Consider the following 25,754-nt stretch of genomic DNA (forward strand, 5'->3'; position numbering starts at 1 on the left):
ATTCATGTTCGATGACTTTCGCTCGCTCGATGGCGCAAGGGAATGGCTGCGAGCCTGACCTTACGATGACGGTGAGGTCTTCGTCGCACTGCGAACTATCGTACCGGCAGCTGGTGTCGCTTGTGCCGGTACGAGGAAGCGGCGCGCCAGCCGCCATGCACGTCCTATAAGCCGCGAAAGCGGTCCGCGTAAAGCCGGCTGACGACAAGACGGTCCGGGTGTTCCCGCAGCGTCAAAGTCAGTTTGCCCGATTCGTCACGTTGTGCGCTGGCGATTGCATCGCAATGCACCACCGAACCTCGATGGATCTGCCAGAACCGTTGTGGGTCGAGTCGCTGCAACAATTCCTTCAGTGGGGACCGGACCAGGTGTTCGCGTTCCGCCGTGACGACACGCACGTATTTGTCGGCCGCCTCCAAGTACAGGACATCATCGACGGGCACCATCGAAATGGTGTTGCCCACGCTCGCCTGAATGATCCGCAGCGGCGCGCTGTCCTGTGCGGCATGTCCTGTCAGCGGGCTGCCGGCGGCGAGCAGTTCGCGCATCTGGATAACAATACCGCCCAGCGATGCGGGCACGTTGCTGTCGGGCAGTCGTTCTTTCAGACGCTCTTTCAGGCGCGTACAGGTTTGTTCGAGCCGGGGCGTTTGCACGGGCTTGAGCACGTAGTCGAAGGCTGCGCGTTCGAAGGCTTGAACCGCGTATTCGTCGTAGGCCGTGACGAATACGATCAGCGGAAACGGCTTGCCGCCTTCGGGCCATTCTTCGGCAAGCGCCTCTGCACATTCGAGCCCGGTCATGCCGGGCATGCGGATATCGAGGAAAAGCACGTCGGGTTGCAATCGAAGCGCCTCTTGCGCCGCACTCTGTCCGTCGCCGACGATGGCGACCATCTCCAGATCCGGCCACAAACCAAATAGTTCGGATTGCAGGTTGGCGGCCAGCAGCGCTTCGTCTTCTGCGATCAGTGCAGTCGTTTTCATTTTTCATTGCTCCTTGAACATGGCAGCGTGATAACGGCAAGCGTGCCGCCATCGTTGTTTGGCGCTGGTTGCAGCGCCAGCGAGCCGGCCTCGCCATACAGCGTGAAGAGGCGCTCGCGCACCTGTGGCAGTCCGAAGCGGGCGCCATGGTGTGCTTGCGCGTCGAGGCCGACGCCCGTGTCACGGACAGTCAACACCAGATGGCCGGCCTGACGCTCGGCGGTCACGAGCACGCGTCCGCCGCTGACCTTCGGTTCGAGTCCGTGCTTGATGGCGTTTTCCACCAACGGTTGCAGCAGCAACGGTGGCACCTGGTACGCCGACAACGGCTCGGGGAGATCGAGCTGAATCTTCAGGCGCGGGCCCATCCGGATCTGCATCAGCGCGAGATAGTCCGAGATACGCGCGAATTCCTCCGCTAGCGTATGAGACCCCGTGCGCGACGCGGCGAGCGTTGAGCGCAGGAATCCAATCAGGTGATCGAGCATTCCCTGTGCGCGCAGTGAATCATGCCCGATCAGCACACGCAGATTCGCCAGTGTGTTGAAAAGCATGTGAGGTTCGAGCTGCGACTCGAGCAGCTTGAGCTGACTTTCCGCAGCTGTCCGTTGTGCGGTTTCGGCTCGCAACTCGATTGCCGCCATCCGGTTGCGCGTATAGAACACGTAGGTCAGGAAGCCGGTTGGCATCAACGCCACGCTGATGCTGATTATCATCGTGTGTGCGTTATGTGCCGCTGTGATCGGGGTATAGCGAATCCCGAGCAGGATATCGCCGATACGAATGCCGGCGAAGTAGCCAATCACCACGCTCACGACCATCCACGGCAGCATCCATTGCCAGCCTGGCCACTTTTGCAAGCCGTCGGCGTCGTTGCGTCCCTGCCGCCGCCGCTGGTACGCGAGCGTGTAGCGCCCGCCTGCCACGAGGCACTGGACGATGGCCACAACGCACGCCGCATAGACCAGATCACGCGCGAACGATTCCTGATAGATCGTGCTGTACAACCACGCGCAGCCGACCGTGGTCAGGGCATAGATCCGCAGCCTTCGCCAGAACGGCTGAAGCAGGGATAGTGTGAAAGGGGGCATGGTGTGTTTCCTGGGCAGATCGAGACGATTGTACGTTGAGGCGCCAATGGTGATGCCTGGGCGCGGTTATCTCAAGCGGACTGCGACGAACGGCCGTTTCCGGGCGCGGAACGCCGGCACAACGGTGCGACGCGCATGGACGGCGAAATGCCGTGTGTGGTTGCACAGCAGGCCGGAAGGAGCTATATGCCTGCCATGCGGCGACAGGGTCGGCCACTTCACGCCGCCATTGCGACGTTCCGCGACAGCCATTGTCATTCTGTCGGAAGCCGATAGCGGCATAGGCCCGTGTCGCCCAAGATGAGCATCACCGGAACGCGCCGTCGCCTTGTGAATTCAACCGGAAGCGGGCGACAATGCAATCTCAACACGCGGCACACCATCAGTAAGCGGCTTGAATACGATGGTGCGAGCGTACTTAACTTTCTGCACCTTTCCATAAACGATGACAGACATTCATTCGATTCGTCGCGCCCATGCCACTGACCTTCCGGCGATATATGCCGGCGAACTCGACTATATTCGGCAGATCGAGCCAGAACAGGAGGGGCGCTGGAGGGATGGATTGTATTGGCACATCAAGCAATGGACCAACGATCTCGACCGCATGTTCATTGCGCAATCCGGTGAGGAGGTTACAGGGTATTGCTTCTGGGAGACCCAGGGTAACGTCGCCGTCCTCGCGTCGATTTACGTCCTGCGTGACAGGCGCGGCGTCGGACTCGGTCGACGACTCCTGGCCGAATTCGTAGCCGACGCACGCGCGCAGGGTTTCGCCACGCTTACGCTTGGTGTGAAGCCGGACAATCCAGCCCGGGCGCTCTATGAAGGCGCAGGCTTTGTCTATACGCACGACAATGGCGGTTACCGTCACTACGAGTATCTGGTGGGCAATCCAACAGCAACGGTGCCGCTCGTAACGGGATAGGCAGATTAGTAGCAGTGGGGTCTCATGCTGAATCCGCCTGCAGACTAGTCGGCTAGGAAAGCATATATATCGGCACTAATCTGTTCCGTAGACAGAATGCGTAATCCATGAGATGCGCCGGGATAAACTTTTTTCGTCGAATTTCTGACAGGCATCGCAGCAATCAGGGTGGAGCACTGAAATGGGATCACCTGGTCGCGGGTCCCATGAGTGAATAGCGAAATCCGTCTCAAAGAAAACGCTGATCCCGGTGTAGGTGGCTTCAATCGACGCTGACATTGCGGAACCGCAGAATCGCTCTGCGACTCCCGACAGGGCGACGGGAATCTCACGGTCGAGATTGAAATAGGAGGCGGCCAGTTGCCTCATAAATCCAGCGCGGCGCGTGGCGACTTCGCGCCGCATGTCATCAAAAAGCCGTCAGTCCAAAAAATTTCCGTATGCGGGAAAGAAGTTGTCCAGGCGCACCGATATCTCGTGTCGCACGAGCGGCTACGTTCCGATGCAGCATGTCGAGTCCCCTTCGGGCCGACTTGTCCAAAGCGACCAGCAATCCGTCATCGGTTTTCATCAAGGGCGCAATCGCTTCGTGCGGCAGCTTGTAGACCTGACAATGCGTACGAGCCGTTGCGGTTGCCGCATGAGGAGTGCCGGTGAGCAGGCCTATTTCGCCAACATATTCCCCTGCACCAATGCAACCGATCGTCTCACGGTTGCCTTTTTCCTCTCTTGTTATTTCGATAATGCCAGAGGCGATTACATTCAGTGAAGTTTCGACCTCTGCTTCGGTGAACAATTTTTCGTTAGGCTCCAGATGACGTGGGATAAGTTTTTCCGCCAGTTTTTCAACTTGCGCGTCAGTAAGGGACTCGAACAAAAGCAAGTCTCGCAGCAGCTTGTGCGGCATTGTCATGACAGCATTAGATGACGGGTCGCGAGGCGCCGTCATGGGCACGACTTCGTCAAGAAATCCGGCATAGAGCAATTGCCGCCTTGCCGCCCTGAGCAGCGTATCTTTCGTCGAAGCAATTGATAGGGTGCCCGCTACATGAAACGACACTCGATATAGCGTGTTCCTGCGGCCGAACTGAACCATGACAGCGCCGGGCGCAGGCTTGTGCAAAATGTCCGGACACAGCAGCGTGGCATTCAGGAGCGTTTCGATGACCCGCTCAGGCAATGCGCTCGCCGGGCACCATACGTCAACTGACGCCGCACGCCGCAAACTCGGGTAGCTCCGGTTGATAATCTCGGCTTTGGCGACGATGCTGTTCGGGATGGTGACAATATCGTCGTCGTCGGTGTGGATTCGAATCGAGCGCCAATTGACCTGGACAATCTGTCCTTCCAGCATGTCGCCGATCTTGACCCTGTCGTCGACGCTGAACGGCGCTTCTATGCCGACGGCGATACCCGCGAAGACATCGGCCAATGTGTTTTGCAGCGCCAAACCAATGAAGATCGCGACGACGCCGGAAGTGGCCACCACGCCTGTGACGGACAACGCAAACACAGAATCCATCACCACGATACCGGTGACAATATAGATGGCCGTTGCTGTCAGATCGGAGAAAAGACGTGCTTCCCGGGAACGCTGGTCTCTATGTAAGGCGAACCAAAGCAGGGAGACTACAAGCCGCGCGCCAAGTACCCACCACGCTCCTCCAACGAAGCGGATCGCTATTTCCCCTGAGCTCAGGTGCCCATGTGGCGCAGCAAAGATCGGAAACACGTCTTGCCGATCCAGGTAAATACTAAGGATGACGAAACAGATAAAGTCAAAGCCAGCACGAATTCGCCTTGACCAATGCCTCAGGCTCATTGACGCGGCGATCGTTATGACGATCAGGATCACTGCCGGAATAACTGTCGGGGCCATTTTGTCCATTCTCGATGGGATACCGATGCCAGTGTACCCGTGGCGAACGAGAGCGTCGTGGCGCTTGCCAACATTGTCGAACAAGTGTCCGCGACTCCATGACGTGCCCGGTCTGGAAGCTTTCAAAAAATCGATTGGCCTTGCGCTTGTTTCATGCGGTTCGCAGAATATCGGTCTGCATCGAAGGAAACGACCGTCCCCAGCGAGTCGATCTCGCGATATTTGTCTGAGCTCGACAAGTCGATTTTATGACTTTTAACGGGTAAGCTAAGACGTCGCGGCAGTTGAGGTTGCGAGCGCAAAAGATCATCATGTCGCGTTGCGTGACCGCCTTGCGGGTTAATCTGCTTTCCAGGAGATTTGTCATGTCGAAGGTATCGACGACCGAGGCGAACGCCACGCTAAGCCAGCAGAAGCTGCCGGTGAAAGTCGTGATGGTTTTTTTTGTTCCTCCGTCCGGATCGCGCATGATAGCGTGCTCAACGCGCAAAGCGCTGAGCCGCAACGGCGAACGCTATGTTCGAGCCGCCACACGCATCCAACGCTCATCAGGGAGAACATGCAATGAGGTCGTCCGGCACTGTGGCCACTGCGGTACTTGTGAGCATGTACGTGACTGGTTGCTCCCGGTCGCCGTCGGTCAACGTGCTCGGTGCGTACTTCCCTGACTGGCTGTTCTGCATCATCGCCGGCGTAGTTCTTACAATCATATTTCATGTCATCGTGCAACGCACTCACCGTGGCCTCTGGTTCGGGCCGCCGGCGCTGGTCTATCCGGCGCTGGTCACGTTGCTCGCGCTCGTTGTCTGGTTGATCTTTTTCCAACATTGAGCGGGGTGAAGCCATGACAACAAGTGCAAACAAGCCACCGCGCAAGATATGGCCCGCCATCGTTCTGGTGCTGGTGACGCTGCTGGTGCTGATCCTCGTGATCTGGATGCTGGACAGGTCGCCGCGCACCGACGACGCCTACGCGTACGCCGATACCATCGACGTGGTGCCCGAGGTCAGCGGGCGCATCGTCCAGTTGGCAGTGCGTGACAACCAGGCCGTCAAGCAGGGTGACCTGCTGTTCCAGATCGATCCGCGACCCTACCAGGACGCACTGGCGCGTGGCCAGGCAACGCTGGTTGCGCTCGACAAGCAGATCGCATTGACGCAGCGCAGCGTCAATGCGCAGCAGTACAACGCCGAGTCGGTGCGGGCAGCGGTCGAGGGTGCGCGGGCTGCGGCCACCCAGGCTGGCGACACGTTGCGCCGCACTGAGCCGCTGTTGTCGCAAGGTTATGTGTCCGCCGAGGATGTCGACCGGGCGCGCACCGCGCAGCGCGCCGCCCAGGCGCAACTGAGCGCGACGCAACTGCAGGCGCAGCAGGCCGCGGCGGCTGTCAGCGGGGTCGATGCGCTGGTCGCGCAACGCGCTGTCGCGCTGGCCGAGATATCGCTCGCTGAATTGAACATCGAATACACGACAGTGCGCGCGCCGTTCGACGGGCGGGTCGTCTCGCTGAAGTCCTCCACCGGGCAGTTCGCGTCCTCACTCAAACCGGTCTTCACGCTGATCGATACGCGGCACTGGTACGTGGTGGCGAATTTCCGCGAGACCGAGCTCACGCATATTCGCGCCGGCACGCCCGCTACGGTTTATCTGCTGAGCGATACGGGCCGGCGTTTTCACGGCGCCGTTGACTCGATCAGCTACGGCGTCTCGCCGGACGAAGGTGGCCTCGCATTGCCGGGCGGTTTGCCGCGCATCGAGCGCACCCTCAACTGGGTACACGTATCGCAACGCTTCCCGGTCAAGATTCTGATTGAGCGACCCGATCCGGAACTGTTCCGCATCGGCACGTCGGCGGTTGCCGTGCTGCAACCCGACGCCGTGCCCGCGCGCGGCAACGACGGGCAGGCTCATGGCCAGGCCAACTGAGACGTCGATATGAACGCGACCGACTATCTGCCCGGCAGCCTCGTCGACGCGCACCGCTTTTTGCGCGGCCAACTCGCAGCCTATCCGGGGCGCACCAACGTGATGCTGCGTTGCGTGCTGGCAAGCGCCATTGTCATTGTCACGTCGATGACGCTTGAAGTCCCCTTGCTGGCACTTTCGCTGCTGGTCGTGTTTTACGTCACGCAGTCGAATGTCGTGATCACACGGCTGGTGGGCATCATGTTTATGCTCGGTTCGACGATGGCGATCGGCCTCTCGATCCTGCTATTGAAATTTACGTTTGATTATCCGCTGATGCGCATTGTCGCGGCGAGCCTGTTGTTCTTCGGCAGCGTGTACCTGATGCGTATCCTGAAGATCGGCATCGTGTTTTTTATCGTCGCGATCGTCATTATCTACGTGCAGAGCTTCGTCGACCAGACGGATGAGGCCGAGCTATTGATCCGCGGCGTGCTTTGGGTATGGGTGGCGGTCAACTATTCGATCGTGCTGACGCTGGTGATCAATACCTTCTTCTTGCCAGCCGAACCGCAACTTCAATTGAAGGCGGAAATGCACCGGCAACTCACCGCGGTCGACGCGCGTCTTTCGCACCTGCTCGACGGCGGTCCGGCGCCCGAACCCGTCACGCCGATGGCGGTTCAGCAAGGCTCGCTGGCGCTGCAGAAGTTGCTCAAATTCACTGCGATGCGTGACGCTCGCTATCGCGAGGAAAGCACGTACCAACTGGCCTGCATTGCCACGGTGTCGCGCCTGTATGGTGCGGCCCGCGAACTGCCGTCAGACCCGTCAGAGGTATCCGTGGCCGCGCGGGGCGCACTGTATGAACTGCGCGAGAATTGCCGTGCGCTCGACGGGGCCATTGCCGCAGATCAAGCGTACCGCGCGGTACATCGGGCGACGCTTGCGCCCGGCGACGTTGTAAGTCCCCACGGCGCTGCGGCAGAAATGCAACGCGCGCTGAACGCATTCGACGACCTTGCCGCACGCGCCGGTTCCGGTGACGGTACGGCCGCCAAGGAACCGATGGTCGTACCCGACGCCTTCAGCAATCCTGCGTATGTGCGCTTTTCGCTGAAGACGCTGCTGGCAGTGCTGGTGTGTTATGTCTTCTACAACGCCACGGACTGGCAAGGCATTCACACGATCATGCTGACCTGCCTGATCATTGCGTTGCCGAGCCTGGGTGCATCGACACAGCGCGCGATATTGCGGATCGGCGGTGCGCTGGTCGGCAGCGGCTTGGCGCTCTTCATGGTGGTGTTCGTGATTCCCCATCTGGACAGCATCGTTGGCTTGCTGTTGATGTCGTTGCCGGTCATCGCGCTGGGTGCATGGGTGTCGGCCGGATCGGAGCGCATCAGCTACGCCGGGGTGCAGATCGCGTTCACCTTCTCGCTGGCGCTGCTCGAAAAGTTCGGACCGACCAGCAATCTCACCGAGATTCGCGATCGCATGGTCGGGATCCTGTTGGGTGTGGGTGTTTCGACGCTGGTCCAGATGTCATTCTGGCGTGAAGGCGAGGGCGACGTACTGCGGCAAAAGCTGGCAACGATGCTGCGCTCGGTGAGCGTGCTCCTGCGCGCGAATCTTGCCGATGGTGCACCGCCAGCGGAGTTGCCGTATGCCCAGCAACAATTGCAGACGTGGGCCGCGCTCGCCGATTGCGAGGCTGTGCTGGCGCGGGTTGCGGTAGAGCCGAACTGGCAGGAGGGCGTGCATGCGCAATTGACGCTGCGGGCGCAAACGGTTCTGGCCCAAGGGCGTGAAATCATGCTGGCCGGTAATGCGCTTCACAATGCGGTGAGCGCTCAGGCTGCATTGATGCGCAGTGAAGTTCGCGATGCCGCGCGCGCCATTCAGGAGCAGGCTGCCGCCCGGCTAGCTGCTTACGCGGACGATCTCAGCGCCAATCCGCCGGCCGCGCAGGCGCTGCCTCGGCTCTCGCTGGGCCTGCTGGAGCAGCCGGGTTTGCGCGACATCGACCAGGGCGCCGCAGACGCTGACCTTTACCACACACAGCCTGCGGTTTGCGCACGCACCCTCATTGATCAGTTGTCGGGGCTGCCGGACTGGCGTGCCCCGGATTCCGCTCCCGTGGTTCCGCGTGAGTCTCATCAGAATGATTAAGCGAGAGCGCTTCACTCCACCGTTGTTTCTCCGCCGCGCCGTACTGACTGCGTTAATCAGTGGCGGACTCGCCGGCTGTGCGCTGATTCACCACGACGGCAAGCCGATCGACGCGATCAGGCCCGAACAGATCCGTCTCGCCGACGACATCCATCTGGCGCGCGACGGCTGGCCGTCCGCGCGCTGGTGGACCGCGTACGGCGATCCGCAGCTCAACGGCCTGATCGAGCGCGCGTTGGCCGATGCACCGACCATGTTGATTGCGCGAGGGCGGGTGGCGCAGGCGCAGTCGGATGTCGAACTGGTCAAGGCGGGTACGAATCTGCAGGTGACGGCGCTCGGTGCGATCGATCGTGAGCACGTCTCGGGAAATGGTTTTCTCGGGCCGTTCGCGTTGAACGTACCGGCGGAGGGTTTCACCGGGCCGTGGTACACCTCCGGGATCGTTGGCCTTGGCGCGAGCCTCGACGTCGATCTGTGGGGGAAGCAGCGCGCCCAGGTGGCCGCGTCGTTGGGCGTACACAATGCGCGGCTTGCCGAGCTGGCCGCGATCGAACTGGAAATCTCCACGGACGTTGCCCAGTTGTACTACGGAATCCAGACCACGTATCAGGTCATCGATTTACTGGGGCAATCGCGTGAGGTCGCGGCATTCGCCGTCGAGACGCATCAGGCGCGAGCGGCCCGTGGACTTGAACCGCAGACCCAGACTCAGGAGGCGCGCGCGGGATTGCTGGCCGTGCAACAACAGATCGTCGTGGCGCAAGGGCAGATCAAGCAGTTTCGTGAATCGTTGCGAGCGTTGATTGGAGCCGGCGCGGACGATCTGCCCGTGATCCAGCCGGTGCCTCTGCCGCCATTGCAGGCGGGTTTGCCGTCCACGCTTTCGTACGAGCTGCTGGCGCGGCGTCCGGATTTGCAGGCGATGCGCTGGTATGTGCAGGCCTCGTTCGATCGTATCGACGCGGCAAAAGCGGCGTTCTATCCAAGTTTCGATATCAAGGCGTTTTTCGGCGTCAACGCGCTACATTTGGCGGACCTGTTCACGCATGCGAGTCAGCAGATCAATCTGATTCCCGGTCTTTATTTACCTATTTTCGATGGCGGTCGTCTCAACGCGAACCTCGGTGGCGCGCGCACTGCGAGCAATACGCTCATCGAGCAATACAATGAAGCCGTGCTTAACGCAGTTCGCGACGTCGCGGCGACGGGCAGCCGGTTGCAGGACCTGGACACGGAAGCTGAGCTCCAGACGCAGAAGACGCAGGCTGTTTCCTTTGCGTCGCAGAGTGCTGAGGGGCATTACCGCAGTGGCTTGGGTAGCCGGTTTACCGCGACGCAAGCGCGCGAGCCCTTGATCGAGGAGCGGCTCGCGCTGCTTAAGATTACCGGCCAGCAACTGAGCGGAGAAATCACGCTGACCAAGGCTCTGGGCGGCGGATATAAAAGCGATCCGGGCGTTGCGTTGACGCCGCGCTGAATGCGCGTGCGTCGGCAAGAAAAGGGTCCAGAATCTGGTTCTGGCGACAATCTGAGCCACCCGTGTCACGGTTCGACCGTCACCTTCGGTCGGCAATTGCCGCGGCGGCGATGTAGAACACCGCCGCAGTTTCGCGACGGTCAGCTTTCCAGAAAGGCCGGCAGGTCCTGGTTGACCTGATATGCATTGACCACGCACATGCCGTGTGAACCGCCCAGTCTTTCCTTCGTTTCCTCGCGCTATCGATCAACGGGATGGGGTCGTTGGTGTATATCAATCTTCGGGGAAAGCCTATAGCGCAGCGGAAATACGACGTCGAGTTCGTCAAGGCCGGCTCCAACCTGAAGGTGGTCGCGCTTGGCCTGATCGACCGTGAGCATGTTTGGTCGAATTCAGAAATCCGTAACTTGTGACAGAATAAAATAGTGGGGTCGTTGCAGGAAACTGGAGTTTGGCGTGTTCGGCGTGGCTGACAGACGTGGCTAACGGAGTAGCGGATTAAGGGGGGCGCTAATGATCACCAGCTTCACATCGGACAGGGCAGCGGGGCGACAGTCCTTGGGAGTAGGGGCCAGTTGCCATGGAAAAACTTCCGCGGCCGGGAGACGGCATTTGCGACCCATCGCCCGCAAATAAAGCCATGGCTCAGAGCGTCCAGTCATCGCCATGCCGTGCGAAATTGATCTCCATTGACGAGATACTGAACGCGCGGCCCCAGCGGCCGATTGCAACCACCCGCGAGCGCGGTTGGAATGGCTTGACGGCCGATCTTCATCGGCCCTACTTCGGTTGCGCCGAAAGCTACGCGGGTCTCGACCATCACCTGATCTGTTATTGCCCCTCGGGAAGCGCCAAGCTGGTTCAGACCCGCGCCGGAGCCATTCATGCGAGCGTCATCACGGCCGGCACCTCCTACATCATGCCCGCCGGTTACGACTCGACGTGGGAGGGGGATTCAGGATTGTCCGCAAGGCTACGCATTCCGACATCGCTTGTCGCGTGCGCGGCGGAGCAGTTGGGCCAACGAAAAGGCCAGGTGGAAATCCGCAATGTGTTTCAAGTGCGCGATCCTATGATCGAGCGGCTCGCGCAGACGCTGCTTATGGAAATGGACAGGCAAGCGCACCCGGTCCAGGTGTTGATCGCCGATGCAATATCGACAGCCCTGGCAGCCCACATGCTGCGGAGCTACAACGTATTCGAGGCGGTGGAGTGCTCGCCGGAGCGTGCGCTTGGCAAGCTCGAAATTGTCCGATTGACTGAATTTATCGAAGACAATCTGGGCCGGACAATCAGCCTTGAAGATCTGGCGTCGGTCGTGAACGTGAGCCGGTTTCATTTCAGCCGTTTGTTCAAACGCAGCACCGGTAGCACGGCCATCAGCTTTGTGGAGCAGTGTCGAATCCGCCGGGCTCAATCGCTGATTACCGACACCGACCTGCCGCTCGCGGAGATTGCGTTGGTGGTGGGCTTTGTCGACCAAAGCCATTTCACCCGACGATTTCATCGTCATGTCGGGTGCACCCCCGCAGTCTTCGCGCGCGAACAGGGGCGACGGCGTTCAGGGCTGCGAACGGCGCAGTCGAACGGCAAGGGTCGGCAATAACGGCGATTATTGTCGTAGAGCGTGCCCTTCGTGAAACGGGGGAGGAGAAGGAATAAGCCGACCTTTTCTCGCAGGCCGGTGCGCGGCGCATCGCACACTATCGTGAACAGATCGAATTTTCGCCGCCATACAGGGAGCGGCGCAAGGTGCAGCTTGCAGATCGACGAAATCGAAAAAAAGTTGCGCCTCCGTGCCCTCGGCGTGTCCGTTGTTTTCCTCTGGAAAATTGTAAACGCGATCAATAATTTGGATAACTTATTAACTTAATGAAACATCACCACGGAAACTGACAGCTCCAACGACATTGCGGTTAAGTCAGATATCCTGTGCATATAACCAGCGTTTTATCAAGCGATCCAGCGACAGAGGTCCTGGACCGAGCGCCATTATCCCGACCGCGAGCGACGCCCAATACAGATGGAAATTCGCCCAGCCGTCGGGGAACACCAATTGAATCACCCCTGTCATGACCAGCAGGGCAAGTGCCGCGAACCTGGTCGCGAATCCCAGAACGAGCAAAACGGGCAGCGTTATTTCCGCGATGGCAACTATAAGTGCAACCGTGTCAGGCGCTGGAAAACCGTAGGCTCCGCCGAAGAGGTGAACTTTGAATTGATTCTCGAACAGGAAGAGCGTTGCCGGCGAGATGGACAGGAAACCGTCCCATCGAGTAAGACCAGACCGGAAGAACGGAAGCGCGATAGCAATCCGCATCATTGGCGGAGCGAGTACTGACCCGAGCGCCTGGATTTTCTCCAGAGCCGCGCGAATCAGCAGTGTGAAACGGCCTTTCGTCCGGACGTGAACCTGACTCATGCGACCCTCGCAATCGGGCTGAACTCAGAACCTTCTCTCACGTTCCATCCGACGATCATATTGATCGCGAATAGATCTTGAAGTGCGCCGGCCAGGTCGAAATCGCCATCCTCGTCGAATGCGAGAGCCGTCGCATCGGCCACCGACGCTCCGGCCGCGAGGCCTATGACGAAAGTCGCTGCGCCAGCAGGCAGTCGGCGAACCTCGACCTCGGCAATGGGGCGTACGACAAGAGCATTCTCGCCGCCGCTGGAGATGTCGATTGCAGCAGGCTCACCCGCATCGATATTCATCAGCCATATCTGGACGACGGGAAAAGACGACCGTACTACGCGTACCGTGGGATGCAGCATAAAACCAATCTGCGGAAGGCTTCGGGAATCGATCGTGGCAAGCAGGGCGGGGTCGGCCGGGGGCGCCTCTGCGGCGTGATACGCGTCCACCCATGCGCGCTCCAGTCGGGCGACATCACGCAGATACGGCACGCTCTTCGCGGGCTCAAACCTTTCGATGAAATCCGGGAACGTTTCGCCGTAGTCAAGCATGACAGGAGACCTCGGTGGTTCGAGCGCGACGTAGACGCGGGCCATCGCCGCGAAGAAGTCGTGGCCGACGATGCGGCACACAGCGGGATAGGCCGCCTTCAGCGCCTCGACGAGACCCGCTACGACATTGTTCCGATACACGTTGAAGCGTTTTTCGCTGGGTTCCCGATCTGGGCCGATCAGACCGCGAGGGACAGGCATGTTGGGATCCAATATCGCCGCAGCGAAGTTCCTCTGCCGTTCGCACAGGCAATCAGCATTCAAGCCAGCTCTGCCGTCCAACGGTCTGGCGGACACTTGAAGTGTTTTCTCGCGGGCCATTGCGCTCTCACGACCGAAGCGGGCGTTGAACGACATTCGTCCACAACTCGCGAAGATTGTCGACGCCACCGGCAGTTGAACTCCAGAGTGTGGCATCGCTAACGAGCAGACTACCGTTGAACGTTTCTGGCCGAGACTGCAGGAGGGCATCGAATGTCGTTCGCTCACGCGTAAAGGGATGCGGCGGGGCGGTAGGGTCGATCCGCTGACGGGCCAGAACGTCGAGTTTGTCGACGGCATCGCCGAGACGCTCCAGTTGCGGCAGATGCGGATGCAGATTGAACGTGCTGACTCTCTCAAGCAGACCTAATCGATCAAGCGTTGTATCGGCCTCAATTGGCGCCGGGGAACCGTCTGCTTCGGGCGCTGGCCTGAGTCCAAAGCGATTTTCCACCGCTACGCCGAGACCCGCGAGGAGCGAGCGCGCCAGGCCGCCGAACTGTTGCCGCGGCGGAATCGTCTTGTCGCCGTGATGCTGGAATTCTGCAATCTGACGTTGCAGATGCTCGCCTTCCGGCAGGTCCGTTACATCGCCAATGTCGTGATGCGGACAGATGAAGGCGAGATGGTCGCTGTGTCCAAGGAACGTGCGGACCGCTTCTATTTCCGCGCTTCCCGCTGTCTGAGCTGTTCTAAGCGAATCGAAACTGATGACGATGAGCGTGTCGACGCCGCTCAGAAGGCGCGCATCGAGCGGTGTGAGCGTCCCGTCGTCCGTGACACGTTCGATCTCCCTGACGCTCTGACCAGTCAGCGTTGCCGCCAGATCGACGAAGGCGGTGAAGTTGCGCTTCATGATGTGGTCGAGGAAACCGGCAATGCTCTGGTCAAACTGATGCGGGTTTGAGAATTCATTGAATCTCGGGAAACCCATCCTGCGACTTTCGAAGAGCGCCGGAAACCGATCTTCGATCACATGGAGAGGCGCGCCGTTCTCGCCTGGCCGGCTCCACGCGTAATAGACAAGGACTTGCCGCTTGATCATGTTGTCTGTCCCTCTGTGATGGGGTGTTGGGTGATGAAGGACGGCCGCCTGTATGCGTGGTCGACACCTGCCGCTTGGGTGGCTGCCTCAATGACGGCGTCAGCTCGCTCGGCTTCCGCCTTGAGCGTTGACCACTCGGGTATGTTCGCGTCCCATTCAATCAATGTGGAAACCGGACCGGTCCCTTGGATCACTCGTGCGAAGAGGTCCCACACGATGTCGGCGACGTGACGGTCGTGGGTATCAATAAGCAGCGGACGATTTTTTTCGTCTGTCTCCTGTGCGTGGCCGGCCAGATGAATCTCTTGCACGGCCGCGAGCGGGTAATCATCGATATATACAAAAGGGTCCCACTGCTGATTGATCGATGCAACGTACACGTTATTAACGTCGAGCAAAAGACCGCATCCCGTTCGTTGCACGACGGCCGTAATGAAGTCGGTCTCCGAGTACGTGCTTTCCTCAAAGGCCAGATAGGTGGAAGGATTTTCCAGCAACATCTGCCGGCCGAGGGCTTCTTGCACCTCGTCGATGTGGTCCACGACGCGTGCCAGGCTCTGTGTGGTGTACGGAACCGGCAGCAGGTCGTTGAGAAAGCCGCAGTCGTGGCTGGACCAGGCAAGGTGCTCGGAAAACAACCCCGGTGCATAGCGAGCGACGAGTTCTTTCAGGCGTTGCAGGTGATTCCGGTCGAGAGGACGGTCTGCACCAATGGACAAGCCGACACCATGAACCGATAGCGGATAGGACTCGCGTATGGCCGACAAAAAGCGGTGCGGAGGGCCGCCTGCGCCCATATAATTTTCTGCATGAACCTCGAAGAAACCGACGTCCGGCCGCGATTCGAGAATCGTGCGGTAATGTTCGGCTTTAAGTCCAACCCCGGCGCGCTGAGGCAGCCGTCGTTGGGCATCAAGAGGGTGTGACTCTGACATAGCCGGCCGTTGTTGCGGTTAGATCTGCGGGGCCGGGCTCGACGGCGCCCGGCCCCTGATCGATCTTAGGCCTTGGGAGACAGGCTTCCGGGCCCACTTGGCGTGGAGATGGTTGTGCAGGTTCCTTTGGGCACCAGCTTGAATGCGTTGCCCTGATAGTCAGTCGCGCTCGTCCCTGCGCAGGTGGTGCCTGCACCTGCATAACAGTCGTTTTGCCCCTTCAGGGCCGTGCCGAAACAGGGCTCGACTTTGCCCGACTTGACGAGCGCCGTATGCTCGGCCTGAATCTTCTTTTGTGCCGCGGTGAACTCCTGTGCACTCGCAGAGGTGGCCGTCAATGCGGCAAGGGCGGCGGCGAATGCACCGGCGACGAGAGTGGTGGTTTTGTAATCGGCCATACGTTTTTCTCCGACGTTAAAAGAGAGCAGCGATCTAAAGACATAGTGACAAAGCTGATGCTCGTGAGCACGGTATGGACAACGGTCATGCCGGGCCCCGCCCTGGTATGCGAGCGATGGTGAGACGCAGCACGGTCAGCATACGGAATCGGAGTCGGCGGAAGATTGCACGGTCTTGCGCCATTTGGTATTGGATTGCGCTCAACGAGCGCAGAGCAGCGGTTCGAACAGGCGTAAAACGGCTTCAAATGGCCAAGAGGGGCGGCGAATATGAAATCAGCACGTCTCCGATCGATAGCCCGCGACGCTACCGGCGCCCTTGCGGGCGCGTTGACCGTCGTTCCCATCATCCTCAGTTGTGGCGCCGTGCTGTACGAAAGCATGGGCCCGGCCTGGGTGACGGCGGGCATATCGGCTGCCTTTGTCGCGGCGGTGGTGGCGGCCATCGTCACGGCGCTGCTGGGCAAGACGCCGTTGCACATGAATTCACCGAAAACCACGCATGCTGCCATTTTGTCGGGCTTGATCGCAAGCGTGGCGACGGACCCATCGTTTGCCGCCGCAAATGCCAGTGAGGGCGGCGCGCTCATCCTGGTAGCGTGCACCGCGTTGCTGGTTTCCGGCATCGTTCAGACGATTCTGGGCGCCTCCCGCCTAGGCCTGCTCGTCAAGTTTGTTCCGTATCCGGTGCTCGCGGGCTTCATCAATGGGTTTGCGATCCAGATCATCCTGAATCAGTTACCCCGCGCCCTGGATATCGATGGGCCGCAAGAACTGCTGCGGGCGTTCAACGGCACGGTGCCGGTCAACTGGTGGGCTTTGGGATTCGCCCTCGTGTCCGGTGCATTCGTTATCCTCGCGAAAAAGAGAAGCGGGCCTGTTCCAGCCGCATTGATCGGTCTCTTTGCCGGGACCGCACTTCAGATGCTGTGCTTGCGGCTTGTTCCCAACGATGACCTGGGCGCCACGATCGGAACGCTACCGCCCGGCGTACCGCTGATCTTGCGCATTACGGACATCCTGAACTTCATCAGATCCGCCGGCTTTCGCAATCACGCCGCGGTGATACTGGCAACCGGCATCACGATTGCCCTCGTGTCGTCAATCCAGTCCCTGCTGAGCATCTCAAGCACCGAACAACTCTTCGGGGCGCGCCACAACAGCAATCGCGAACTGGTCGTGCAAGGCGTCTCCAACATCGCGTCGGCTTTGTTCGGCGGTGCGCCGAGCGGCGGATCGCCCAACATTACCCGCATCGTCCATGCAAGCGGAGGACGTACCGGCGTGGCCAACTTCGCGTACGCATGTGTGCTGCTGGCGCTGTCCTATGGGTTGAACCGGGTGGTCGGCCAGATTCCACTCTCGGTCATGGCCGGCGTTGTGATCGTGACCAGCGCGGAGGCGATGGACAAGTGGACGCATCAATTACTGCTCGCCGTGGGTTATGGCGGCCATTCTTCGACCCGCTGGGAGATTTTTCTTAACCTGGCGATGGTGTTTGTCGTTACCGTGCTGGTCGTCTTCACCAGCGTACTGGTTGCGTTGGGTGTGGGTTTCGCTGCTGCGTTGATCGCGTTCATCTATCGCTCGAATGCCCAGATGATTCGCCGCATACACCACGCCACGCAGCTTCGCTCCAGAACGCGGCGCTCGCGTGCTTCGCTTGAAGCGCTTGGCCAGCATGGTCGCCGGATCGCTGTCGTTGAACTTGACGGTCCGCTTTTCTTCGGCTCGGCGGAGAGAGTCGAGCGCGTGGTTGGCGATGAATTATCCGGCAGCGACTGGGTGTTGCTCGACCTGAAACGCATCAGCCATTTCGACAGTAGCGGCGTATTGATGTTGAAGCGACTCGATGAACTGCTGGTCAGGTCCGGCAGGCGCCTGTTTTTCGCACCGCTTCTCGCCGGTGGGCGCCGGCGGAAGTTTTTGGCGGAATGGGGGCTGACGAAGCCGGAAGCCGAATTGCGCGTATTTGAAAGCACGGACGTCGCGCTATCGCAGGCTGAAGACGAACTGCTCGACAAGTTGGCCGCGCAGGAAAGCGATCAGGAGAGCGATCAGGAGATGGACCTGGCGGCCTTTCCGGTGACTCAGGACATGAACGATGACGAGCGGGCGCTGCTGATTAGCCTGACGACACGCAGGACATTTGCCGCCGGCGATGTCGTGCTCGGACGCGAGGACGCGCGTGGTGGTTTGTTACTGCTGACGCGAGGCCGGCTGAGTGCTCTCTGGGAAAAGGACGGCAAGGCGTTGCGTGCTGCCAGTTACCGGGCCGGCATGGCGCTCGGCGAAATACCGTTGATGCTGGAGCGGCAGCGCCTGTTAAAGCTTGTGGCCGATACGCCCGCTGTCTTGCTGGAGTTATCGCCTGACGCGCTTGCACATTTGCGCACGACGATGCCGGGCCTTGACGCGAAAATGATGCGGAATTTGAGCATTGAAATTGGCTATCGCCTCTGTGACTTGCTGGAGACGCTGAGAGATATCGAGGGCGATTGAGCGGCGCGCTTTCGCTGCTGCGCCTCGCAAATTGTTCCGGCAGCAGGGCGATGAGTAGTCTTTCGCAAAAGGTGTACACGGACAGCAGCGAGCCTGCTCGATCGATGTATTCCAGGTTGCCCGGCCATCCGCATAGGGTGACTCTTTCAACACGACTCCTCGTAAGTGGCCGCCGTGGCCGCGTCGGTCCGCAACGGCGAAAGCGGATCGGCGACGTATGAAAACGTCCCGACCGCTTCTGCCCAATCATCGTGCGGAACCGGCTGCTGCCTGTTCGATCAGCTTCGCGACCTCGACGGGATGCGACATATAGGCAACGTGGCTCGAGTTGATCTCGACCGTCTTGCTCCCTGCGCGCTTCGTCATGAAGCGTTCGAGGTCGGGATTGATTGCGCGGTCCGCCGTTGCGACAACTGCCCAGCTCGGCTTCGTTTTCCACGCCGGGCTGGAGATGGGCACGCCAAACGACTGGGCCGCCGGCATCACCTGCGAGAGCGCCATGAACTGCGCTTCGGCCGCCGGCACGTCGGCGGCAAAGTCGGCGTGGAACATGCTCTGATCGAGATACAGATAGCCGTCCGCCGTCGCCTTGATCGCCTTGGTTGCAGGAGGCGTCTTTTTGGTCAGGTCCAGGGGGCTTTCGCCGGCATCGGGCTGGAATGCGGCCACATAAACGAGGCCCGCGACCTTCGCGTCGTTACCGGCCTCGGTGACCACCGCACCGCCATAGCTGTGACCGACGAGGATGCTCGGCCCGTCCTGTGCATCCACCACGCGCGTGGTTGCCTTGACGTCATCCGCGAACGAGGTTTCCGGTTCTTGTACGACGGATACCTTGTAGCCGTCGCGCGTCAGGATTTTCGACACCGCCTGCCAGCCCGAGCCATCTGCGAAGAAACCATGAACCAGCACGATATTCTTGACCGGCGCGGCGGGGGCGGCAGTCGCGGCGTGCGAACCCAGGGCGGCGAAGGACAAGGCCAGTGCGGCGGCGATGCGGGTAAAACGCGAGGCTGTTTTCATTTCATGCTCCAAAAAGTTAGGTAAGGAAAGGATCGACGGCTGTTCGTCAGTCGGTACAGTCATCCTACTAGTTGGATGGTTAAGCAACAAGTGCGATTTTTGCAACAGACATGTTCATCGCTTGCGGGTAAGCTTATTTAATTCGACCGACTAGATGGTAGGGCAAGCATGACAGCAACGGGTGAAGTGACAGCGGGAAGAATTGTCGAGGCGGGGCGTCAACTCATCATGCGTCGCGGCTACAGCGGGTTTAGCTATTCCGACGTTGCCGACGCCATCGATATTCGCAAGGCAAGCATTCATCACCACTTTCCGACCAAGGCGGACCTGGCGATCGCCGTGGTGCAACAATCGCGCGAAACGTTCGACGCCGACATGGCTTCACTGCAGGCGAGTGGCGCCGACGCCGTCGCGCAGTTGCGCGCGTATATCGGTTACTGGGAACGCTGCATTGCGGACGACAGCGCGCCGTTCTGCGTAGCCGGCATGCTGGGCGCGGAAATGCCGGCCTTGCCCGACGAAGTGGCGCAAGCAGTCAGGGGGCACTTCGAGAACCTGGCTACGTGGCTCGAACACGTACTTGAGTCTGGTGTGAAAGCCAGGCAGTTCAAACTGAGTGCATCGGTGCAGATTGAGGCCAGCAAGCTCGTGTCGCTGGTCTATGGCGCGATGCTGGCGGCGCGGGCCTATGGCAACGCGGCGCTTTTCAGGGACGTTACCGCTGATGCACTGGAAACGCTTGTCAAGCCGCGCAAGGCAAGCAGGACTGAATGAAGACAAGTGGGAGTGCCACGCCTCGCGTGTGGATAGGGCTGAGTCATTGACGACGAAGTAGTCTGAACGAGCAGCGGGGGAGGCGTTCATTTCATCCGATACCGCCTGAAATGACGCGAGCGCAACGAAAGCGCTTCAATCCATGCATGAGGTTCGCCCCGCTCGTGCCGCAGCCCGTGATGCAACAAGAACCGCAACGCGCGTCTGATCCGCGTTGACAACTCGCCCAGATGGGCGGGCATTTAGGCGATGAAGTCGAGGAACGTGAGACCGCCAGTGTCCCGGCCTGCGCATCGATGAAGTGGTCGGCCGCTGTGCCGCGACGACACACGCTGCATGTTTGCGTGCCAGTCGCGGCGGGTTTCACACAAAAATGAGGAGAGACCATGAGAGCAGTCTCCATGGGTCCGGCGAGTGCGGCCGGAACGTTGACCTATTCGGCGCAGGGTTCGGTGAGTCGTTTGCGACGCGCGTTCGAACCAGTGGCTCAGGATTTTGCTATTCGGTCGGCCGTCGTCTCGCGAGCTTTGGTCTTTATGTCGTCGGTGTGCTTTCAGCGAAGTATGGGCTCGAAGGCGGCATGTCGACCGGCATGATTTCCGGCGAGTTCGAAGGCCGTCACTCCACCTCGTTTTTTCAGTGCCGTAATAATTTTCCGGTGAGTCTTGTTCGAGCCGTCAGATTTGGCAAGTCGGGGACAATATTAACGAGTTTTTTTGCGCCCACGCACTTAGACGTCACGGCATCCTAATGCTCCCTGCGTGCCGGCCGGCTAGCTTCCATCGCACGCGCCCGGCTGATAATCACGTCATCCGTTTATGTGTGCTGTCCGCTTGCCGTATGCAACGGCTTAAGGGCCGCCGACCGTATCCTGATAGAAGTCCTAGAGCATATTAACGTGGTTGAGGTGAGCCCCAAGAAATCACTAGCCCATTCGTTCTGCGCTAATCGCAAGCCGGATCGACAACCGCTAGCCGCCGCTAGCCGCGGCACATCCTCCTGAACCATCCCTCTGCTTGCACCAAACGAAAGCAACTGACTGGACCTACCGTCGGCTGCGTGGTCTTTCTACAATCTTCACAAGTGAATCGCCGGTGACGACGACGTCATCAAGTTTGTCGAAGACAGGAAGACGTCCCTATGGCGGACGCATCGAAGCAGAAGGATCCAAACGTTTCGAGTTTCGCCATGAGCTGATGGCCTTCCAACGTGCGTTCCTCAATGAACGTCCCCAAGCAGAACTTTTGATCCCGACGAGGAGTGTCGCATGGAGCACAGTGCAGTCGAACGGGTTGCGCCGAGCGTGTCTGTTGAACGAACCAGCGCTACGCAATACGATCAGACATACGACCCGCTGGTTTCTCCCGGTCCCGGTCACGGCAAGCAATACGCACCGACATACTGGGTCGCAACTGCCGGTGCGCCGCCGCCCGACGACGGCCCGGTCACCCAGGACATCGACGTGGACGTGGCGATCATCGGCGGGGGCTACACAGGCCTCGCCACGGCGCTATGTCTCGCGCGCGAACATGGCATCAAGGCAGTGGTCCTCGAAGCCAACAGGACGAGTTGGGGTTGCAGTAGCCGCAACGGTGGCCAAGGCCAGAACGCTTCCGGGCGTCTGTCACGCTCACAATGGATCGAACGATGGGGCAAAGACGTCGCGCTGAAAATGCACGACGAGATCCTGGAAGGTTTCCAGAATTTCAAGTCGCTGGTGGCCGAAATCGATTGCGATCCGCAGCCGGGCGGTCACTTCCTGATCGCGCATCGCCCGCGCATGATGGAAAAGCTCGCCGCCGAGGCGAAGGTATGGAAGAACGTGTTCGGCTACCCGTCCGAGTTGCTTGATCAGGAAACGTTTCGTCGTGAGTATGTGAACGATGCCGAAGCGGCCGGCGCGCTTCATGAACCCGAGGGGATCGGCATTCATGCGTTGAAGCTCGCGTTCGGCTACTTGCGGCTTGCCCGCGAGGCGGGAGCGCGGGTGCATCTATCGAGTCCGGTGATCGGGTGGGAAACCATCAACGGGGTCCATCATCTCCGTACGCCGGGCGGCATTGTGCGGGCCCGTTCGGTGGGCATTGCGACGGGTGCTTATACGGCGCCCGACCTTCACCCGTCGCTGACGAGCCGTGTCATGCCGATCCTGTCCAATTCGATGGTGACGCGTCCGCTCACGCAGCAGGAAATTGCAGCATGCAACTTTCGCACGACACAGGTGCTCACTGACACGCGCACCCTGCGTTTCTATTACCGCTTCCTGCCGGATAACCGGTTGCAGATCGGCAGCCGCAGCGCAATCACAGGCGCCGATGCACCGAATTCCCGACACTACGATTTGCTCGTGGAAGGCATGGTTCGCAAGTTTCCCGCGTTGCGCGGCGTTGCTATCGATTACTCGTGGTGGGGCTGGGTCGATGTCGCTCACGACATGATGCCGCGCATCTGTCAGCCTGATCCGAAGCAATCGGTCTATTACGCTCTAGGTTATGGTGGCAATGGCGTGTCGTATTCGCAGCAGGCGGGGCGGCGACTGGCTGAACAGATAGCGGGGAAGGGAGGCAAACAGACGCTGCCGATTTTCACGTCGCAGTTACCTAGTCACCCGTTCGCGCCGTTCCGCCGGATAGGTCAACGGATGCTTTATCAGTTGTATTTCAGGCGCGACGAGAAGCCCTGAACAAGGCGCGTGATCACTTACGCGCGCCTGGCTTGGAAGCATGGCAAATATAGCTCGCGATCCGACTGATCCGCCGATGTCGTTTGGTGGCAGTCTCTAGCGGTGGCGTGCCGTCGATGTTGCTGCAACAAGCGCGTCGAGCGTAGCCTGTTTCGTTTTATTGTCGAATAGGCCGATAAGAACAATGACGGACTCCGTGACAACTTCGCCGGGAAATTGCGTGATAAGGATACGGCCACCCGCCACATGAAGTTCTTGTGTCGCCGCTTCACCGTCCAGCAGGATCAGGCCTTTCGCTCGCAACAGTCGGCCGGAGAAGCTTCGCAGCGCGTCCTTGAGCTTCTTGCGATCGAAGCGAGCTTCGGTACGAAACAGAAAGCTGCAGAAGTCCACCGGCAGCTTCGGGTTTGGACTAGTCATCGAGCGCGGCCAGCCGGCGCGAAGCTGGCCCGTGACGTTGTGATCGAAGAATAGTTCCAGGGGAACCGCGCCATTTGTCGTTTCCAGCATGATCGCGGTATGGGCTATCGTCGCCAGTTGGGCCACGATAGCCGCTTTATTCTGCTCATCGATCAAGTCTGTTTTGGTCAGGAGTATTGCCGTCGCCCCAGCGATCTGTTGCCGTGCAATATCACCTACATACGGGTCGAGCAGTGTCTGCGTGATGGATGCCAAATCCACCGCAACGACAATTCCATATAGCCGGTACGCGCGATCGAGCAGCCCAATTTGCGCGATGCGCACCGGGTCCGACACCCCGCTTGCCTCGATAATCAGAAAGTCGGGCGGATCGGGCCGGTTGCTGATCGCAAGCAACGCGTCGACGAGTCGGCCGCCAATCGAACAGCAGACGCAGCCGTTCTCCAGGTTGATGACGTCGTCGGTGCGCGCCTTAATCAGCGCAGCGTCGATATTGATCGCACCAAAGTCGTTGACGAGCACGGTAATGCGGCGCTGCCCCGCATTCGCGAGCACATGATTGAGCAGCGTCGTCTTGCCCGCACCCAGATAGCCGCCGACGACAATCAGCGGAATCGGCCCCCGGACGCCGCTCGCTGTCATCCTGCCGGTCCCTGGAAGATGCGGCCACCGAGCACGGTTCCCCACACTTGCAGATTCTTCAACCGCTCGGGCGCGACCTCACTCGGATCATCCTCCAGTACGGCGAAGTCGGCGAACTTGCCCACCTCGATACTGCCGACAAGATGGTCCATCTTGAGGGTGTAGGCGGCACCCAGCGTGATTGCCCGCAACGCGTCCGCCACCGGGACACGCTCGCTTGCACCCAGAACTCGCCCCGAAGAGGTCTCGCGTTGCGACGCACACCATGCCGTGAACAACGGATTCAATGGCGTGATGGGAGCATCGGAATGAAAGGCGAACGGTATACCCAGGCGCCGCGCGGATTCCGCGGCGTCCATGCGGTTCGCGCGATCGGCGCCCATGGTTTGCTCGTAGTGCGCATCGCCCCAGTAGTAGAGATGGTTGGAGAAGAAATTGATGCACAGGCCCAGTTTTGCCGCGCGTGCGAGCTGGCTTGCGTCGGCCATCTGGCAGTGCTGCAGCGTATGTCGATGATCGTGACGAGGGTGGCGGTCGAGAATCTTTTCGAGCGCATCGAGGACCAGTTCGGTGGCCTCGTCGCCGTTGGTATGAATATGCAGTTGCAGCCCGGCTTCATGGAACGGCGCGAATACATCGACAAACTGGCTTGGCGGAATCAACCACAATCCATTGGGCTTGCCGTTCAGATATCCCGGCCATTTGAGGCGCGCGGTGAAGCCTTGAATAGACCCGTCGACAATGAATTTGACCGGTCCAAAGTGCAGCTTGTCCGTGTTGTCGCCGATAGCCGACAGGACGCGCTGCGGGCCGCCTTCGGGGCAGCGTTGCGGCGCAAATGCGGGAACGATTCTGAGCGGGTAGGCCGGGTCGTTTGTTATGTCTCTCAGGTTCTGATTACCTCGTTCAGAGAAGTCGTTCACCAGGTCGGTCGCGGTCGTGACGCCAGCCAGTTGAGCGACCCGGCCGAAATTCCAGATGGCTTCTTTCTTCTCGCTGGCCGCAATGGAAAGGCCGCCACCGATCAACCGGTACACGGGGAACATGGCGGCGAATTCCTGCAGTTCGCCGGTCGGCTTGTCATCGGCATCCTTGCCGATTCCGTCGATGTCCGTCTCGCTGTCAATGCCCGCGAGCGCCAGCATCGCAGAATTGACGTTCATCAGATGCACGCTGGCATGGAGTACGACAATGGGCCGCCCGGTGCAGACGGTATCGAGTTCCTTGACTGACAAGCGCGTCGTGCCGAAGAAGATCGGATCAAAACCCCAGGCGAGCAAAGGAGCCTGCTGGTCTGTCATCAGATCGTGGGCCGCCTTGAGTCGGTCGATCACGGCGTCGAGCGTTTGCAACCCGGGACGACGAACGCCATCGGGGCCGTGACGATCGTGATAGCCGACATAAACCGCGTCCCACATCGCGCCTTCCATCAGGTGGCAATGACCCTCCACCAAACCTGGCATCAGCACTTTGTCTTTGAATGTATTGACGATCTCCGCATCGCCCCACTGTTTCACGTCATCGCTATTCCCAACCGACAGGATCCTGCCATCACGAATGGCGACATGAGTGGCGTGTGGTTGCGCCGGGTTCATTGTAAGGATTCTCTTTGCGACAAGAACCTGGATGGGACTTTTTGATGCGTTGTTCATAAACGCTCGC

Annotated in this window: 22 protein-coding genes; 10 read left to right on the top strand and 12 right to left on the bottom strand. The window is 59.7% G+C overall.

Going from position 1 to position 25,754, the window contains the following annotated elements; all coding sequences use genetic code 11:
- Window positions 1-164: 164 nt before the first annotated feature.
- Together ACSQ36_RS08925 and ACSQ36_RS08930 are read right to left on the bottom strand one after the other, a co-directional pair.
- Window positions 165-986 carry a LytR/AlgR family response regulator transcription factor gene (locus tag ACSQ36_RS08925; RefSeq protein ID WP_436181642.1) on the bottom strand — a complete coding sequence of 274 codons (822 nt, stop codon included), beginning with the start codon at window positions 984-986 and terminating at the stop codon, window positions 165-167.
- On the bottom strand, window positions 983-2,077 hold the full coding sequence (locus tag ACSQ36_RS08930) for a sensor histidine kinase (RefSeq protein ID WP_436181643.1): 1,095 nt from the start codon (window positions 2,075-2,077) through the stop codon (window positions 983-985). The genes ACSQ36_RS08925 and ACSQ36_RS08930 overlap by 4 nt, the downstream gene beginning before the upstream one ends.
- Window positions 2,078-2,522: 445 nt before the next feature.
- Between ACSQ36_RS08930 and ACSQ36_RS08935 the strand changes: the two genes are divergently transcribed.
- Window positions 2,523-3,005, top strand: a complete 483-nt coding sequence (locus ACSQ36_RS08935; RefSeq protein ID WP_213763962.1) for a GNAT family N-acetyltransferase — start codon at window positions 2,523-2,525, stop codon at window positions 3,003-3,005.
- 409 nt (window positions 3,006-3,414) lie between these two features.
- On the opposite strand, the gene ACSQ36_RS08940 is transcribed toward ACSQ36_RS08935, so the two are convergent.
- Together ACSQ36_RS08940 and ACSQ36_RS08945 are read right to left on the bottom strand one after the other, a co-directional pair.
- A complete protein-coding gene (locus tag ACSQ36_RS08940; RefSeq protein WP_436181644.1) occupies window positions 3,415-4,968 on the bottom strand; it encodes a mechanosensitive ion channel family protein in 1,554 nt (517 codons plus the stop codon).
- Between the two features lie 67 nt (window positions 4,969-5,035).
- A complete protein-coding gene (locus tag ACSQ36_RS08945) occupies window positions 5,036-5,353 on the bottom strand; it encodes a hypothetical protein (RefSeq protein ID WP_436181645.1) in 318 nt (105 codons plus the stop codon).
- Between the two features lie 95 nt (window positions 5,354-5,448).
- Between ACSQ36_RS08945 and ACSQ36_RS08950 the strand changes: the two genes are divergently transcribed.
- From ACSQ36_RS08950 to ACSQ36_RS08975, 6 genes are all read left to right on the top strand, one after another.
- Window positions 5,449-5,715, top strand: coding sequence for a YtcA family lipoprotein (locus ACSQ36_RS08950; protein WP_213763960.1), 267 nt, complete (start codon window positions 5,449-5,451; stop codon window positions 5,713-5,715).
- Between the two features lie 13 nt (window positions 5,716-5,728).
- A complete protein-coding gene (gene mdtN / locus ACSQ36_RS08955; RefSeq protein WP_436181646.1) occupies window positions 5,729-6,811 on the top strand; it encodes a multidrug transporter subunit MdtN in 1,083 nt (360 codons plus the stop codon).
- A gap of 9 nt (window positions 6,812-6,820) precedes the next feature.
- On the top strand, window positions 6,821-8,962 hold the full coding sequence (locus ACSQ36_RS08960) for an FUSC family protein (protein ID WP_436181647.1): 2,142 nt from the start codon (window positions 6,821-6,823) through the stop codon (window positions 8,960-8,962).
- Window positions 8,955-10,442, top strand: coding sequence for an MdtP family multidrug efflux transporter outer membrane subunit (locus ACSQ36_RS08965; RefSeq protein ID WP_436181648.1), 1,488 nt, complete (start codon window positions 8,955-8,957; stop codon window positions 10,440-10,442). Before ACSQ36_RS08960 ends, ACSQ36_RS08965 begins: the two co-directional genes overlap by 8 nt.
- A gap of 266 nt (window positions 10,443-10,708) precedes the next feature.
- Window positions 10,709-10,855, top strand: a complete 147-nt coding sequence (locus ACSQ36_RS08970) for a hypothetical protein (protein ID WP_436181649.1) — start codon at window positions 10,709-10,711, stop codon at window positions 10,853-10,855.
- 227 nt (window positions 10,856-11,082) lie between these two features.
- Window positions 11,083-12,048, top strand: coding sequence for a helix-turn-helix domain-containing protein (locus ACSQ36_RS08975; protein ID WP_436181650.1), 966 nt, complete (start codon window positions 11,083-11,085; stop codon window positions 12,046-12,048).
- Window positions 12,049-12,363: 315 nt separating this feature from the next.
- Here the strand turns inward: ACSQ36_RS08975 and ACSQ36_RS08980 are convergent, their stop codons facing one another.
- The 5 genes from ACSQ36_RS08980 to ACSQ36_RS09000 all read right to left on the bottom strand — a co-directional run bounded on the left by ACSQ36_RS08980 (window position 12,364) and on the right by ACSQ36_RS09000 (window position 16,048).
- Window positions 12,364-12,864: a DoxX family protein gene (locus ACSQ36_RS08980; protein WP_436181651.1), complete on the bottom strand. Its 501-nt coding sequence runs from the start codon at window positions 12,862-12,864 to the stop codon at window positions 12,364-12,366.
- On the bottom strand, window positions 12,861-13,730 hold the full coding sequence (locus tag ACSQ36_RS08985; RefSeq protein WP_436181652.1) for an HvfC/BufC N-terminal domain-containing protein: 870 nt from the start codon (window positions 13,728-13,730) through the stop codon (window positions 12,861-12,863). Before ACSQ36_RS08985 ends, ACSQ36_RS08980 begins: the two co-directional genes overlap by 4 nt.
- A gap of 7 nt (window positions 13,731-13,737) precedes the next feature.
- Complete coding sequence (locus ACSQ36_RS08990; protein ID WP_436181653.1) at window positions 13,738-14,715, bottom strand: hypothetical protein; 978 nt, start codon at window positions 14,713-14,715, stop codon at window positions 13,738-13,740.
- Window positions 14,712-15,650, bottom strand: a complete 939-nt coding sequence (gene bufB, locus ACSQ36_RS08995) for an MNIO family bufferin maturase (RefSeq protein ID WP_436181654.1) — start codon at window positions 15,648-15,650, stop codon at window positions 14,712-14,714. The genes ACSQ36_RS08990 and bufB overlap by 4 nt, the downstream gene beginning before the upstream one ends.
- Window positions 15,651-15,715: 65 nt before the next feature.
- Window positions 15,716-16,048: a BufA1 family periplasmic bufferin-type metallophore gene (locus tag ACSQ36_RS09000; protein ID WP_436181655.1), complete on the bottom strand. Its 333-nt coding sequence runs from the start codon at window positions 16,046-16,048 to the stop codon at window positions 15,716-15,718.
- 270 nt (window positions 16,049-16,318) lie between these two features.
- Here ACSQ36_RS09000 and ACSQ36_RS09005 point away from each other — a divergent pair, with 270 nt between their 5' ends.
- Window positions 16,319-18,550: a SulP family inorganic anion transporter gene (locus ACSQ36_RS09005; protein ID WP_436181656.1), complete on the top strand. Its 2,232-nt coding sequence runs from the start codon at window positions 16,319-16,321 to the stop codon at window positions 18,548-18,550.
- Between the two features lie 246 nt (window positions 18,551-18,796).
- Here the strand turns inward: ACSQ36_RS09005 and ACSQ36_RS09010 are convergent, their stop codons facing one another.
- Window positions 18,797-19,573: an alpha/beta hydrolase gene (locus ACSQ36_RS09010; protein WP_436181657.1), complete on the bottom strand. Its 777-nt coding sequence runs from the start codon at window positions 19,571-19,573 to the stop codon at window positions 18,797-18,799.
- Between the two features lie 168 nt (window positions 19,574-19,741).
- Between ACSQ36_RS09010 and ACSQ36_RS09015 the strand changes: the two genes are divergently transcribed.
- Together ACSQ36_RS09015 and ACSQ36_RS09020 are read left to right on the top strand one after the other, a co-directional pair.
- A complete protein-coding gene (locus tag ACSQ36_RS09015; protein WP_436181658.1) occupies window positions 19,742-20,347 on the top strand; it encodes a TetR/AcrR family transcriptional regulator in 606 nt (201 codons plus the stop codon).
- Between the two features lie 1,267 nt (window positions 20,348-21,614).
- A complete protein-coding gene (locus ACSQ36_RS09020; protein ID WP_436181659.1) occupies window positions 21,615-23,030 on the top strand; it encodes an NAD(P)/FAD-dependent oxidoreductase in 1,416 nt (471 codons plus the stop codon).
- A gap of 96 nt (window positions 23,031-23,126) precedes the next feature.
- Here ACSQ36_RS09020 and ACSQ36_RS09025 read toward each other — a convergent pair whose 3' ends face one another.
- Together ACSQ36_RS09025 and ACSQ36_RS09030 are read right to left on the bottom strand one after the other, a co-directional pair.
- On the bottom strand, window positions 23,127-24,092 hold the full coding sequence (locus ACSQ36_RS09025) for a CobW family GTP-binding protein (RefSeq protein ID WP_436181660.1): 966 nt from the start codon (window positions 24,090-24,092) through the stop codon (window positions 23,127-23,129).
- Window positions 24,089-25,744 carry an amidohydrolase gene (locus ACSQ36_RS09030; protein WP_436181661.1) on the bottom strand — a complete coding sequence of 552 codons (1,656 nt, stop codon included), beginning with the start codon at window positions 25,742-25,744 and terminating at the stop codon, window positions 24,089-24,091. The genes ACSQ36_RS09025 and ACSQ36_RS09030 overlap by 4 nt, the downstream gene beginning before the upstream one ends.
- Between the last annotated feature and the right edge of the window lie 10 nt (window positions 25,745-25,754).

It is taken from the genome of Caballeronia sp. LjRoot34, from assembly GCF_964253815.1.
GTDB lineage: Bacteria > Pseudomonadota > Gammaproteobacteria > Burkholderiales > Burkholderiaceae > Caballeronia.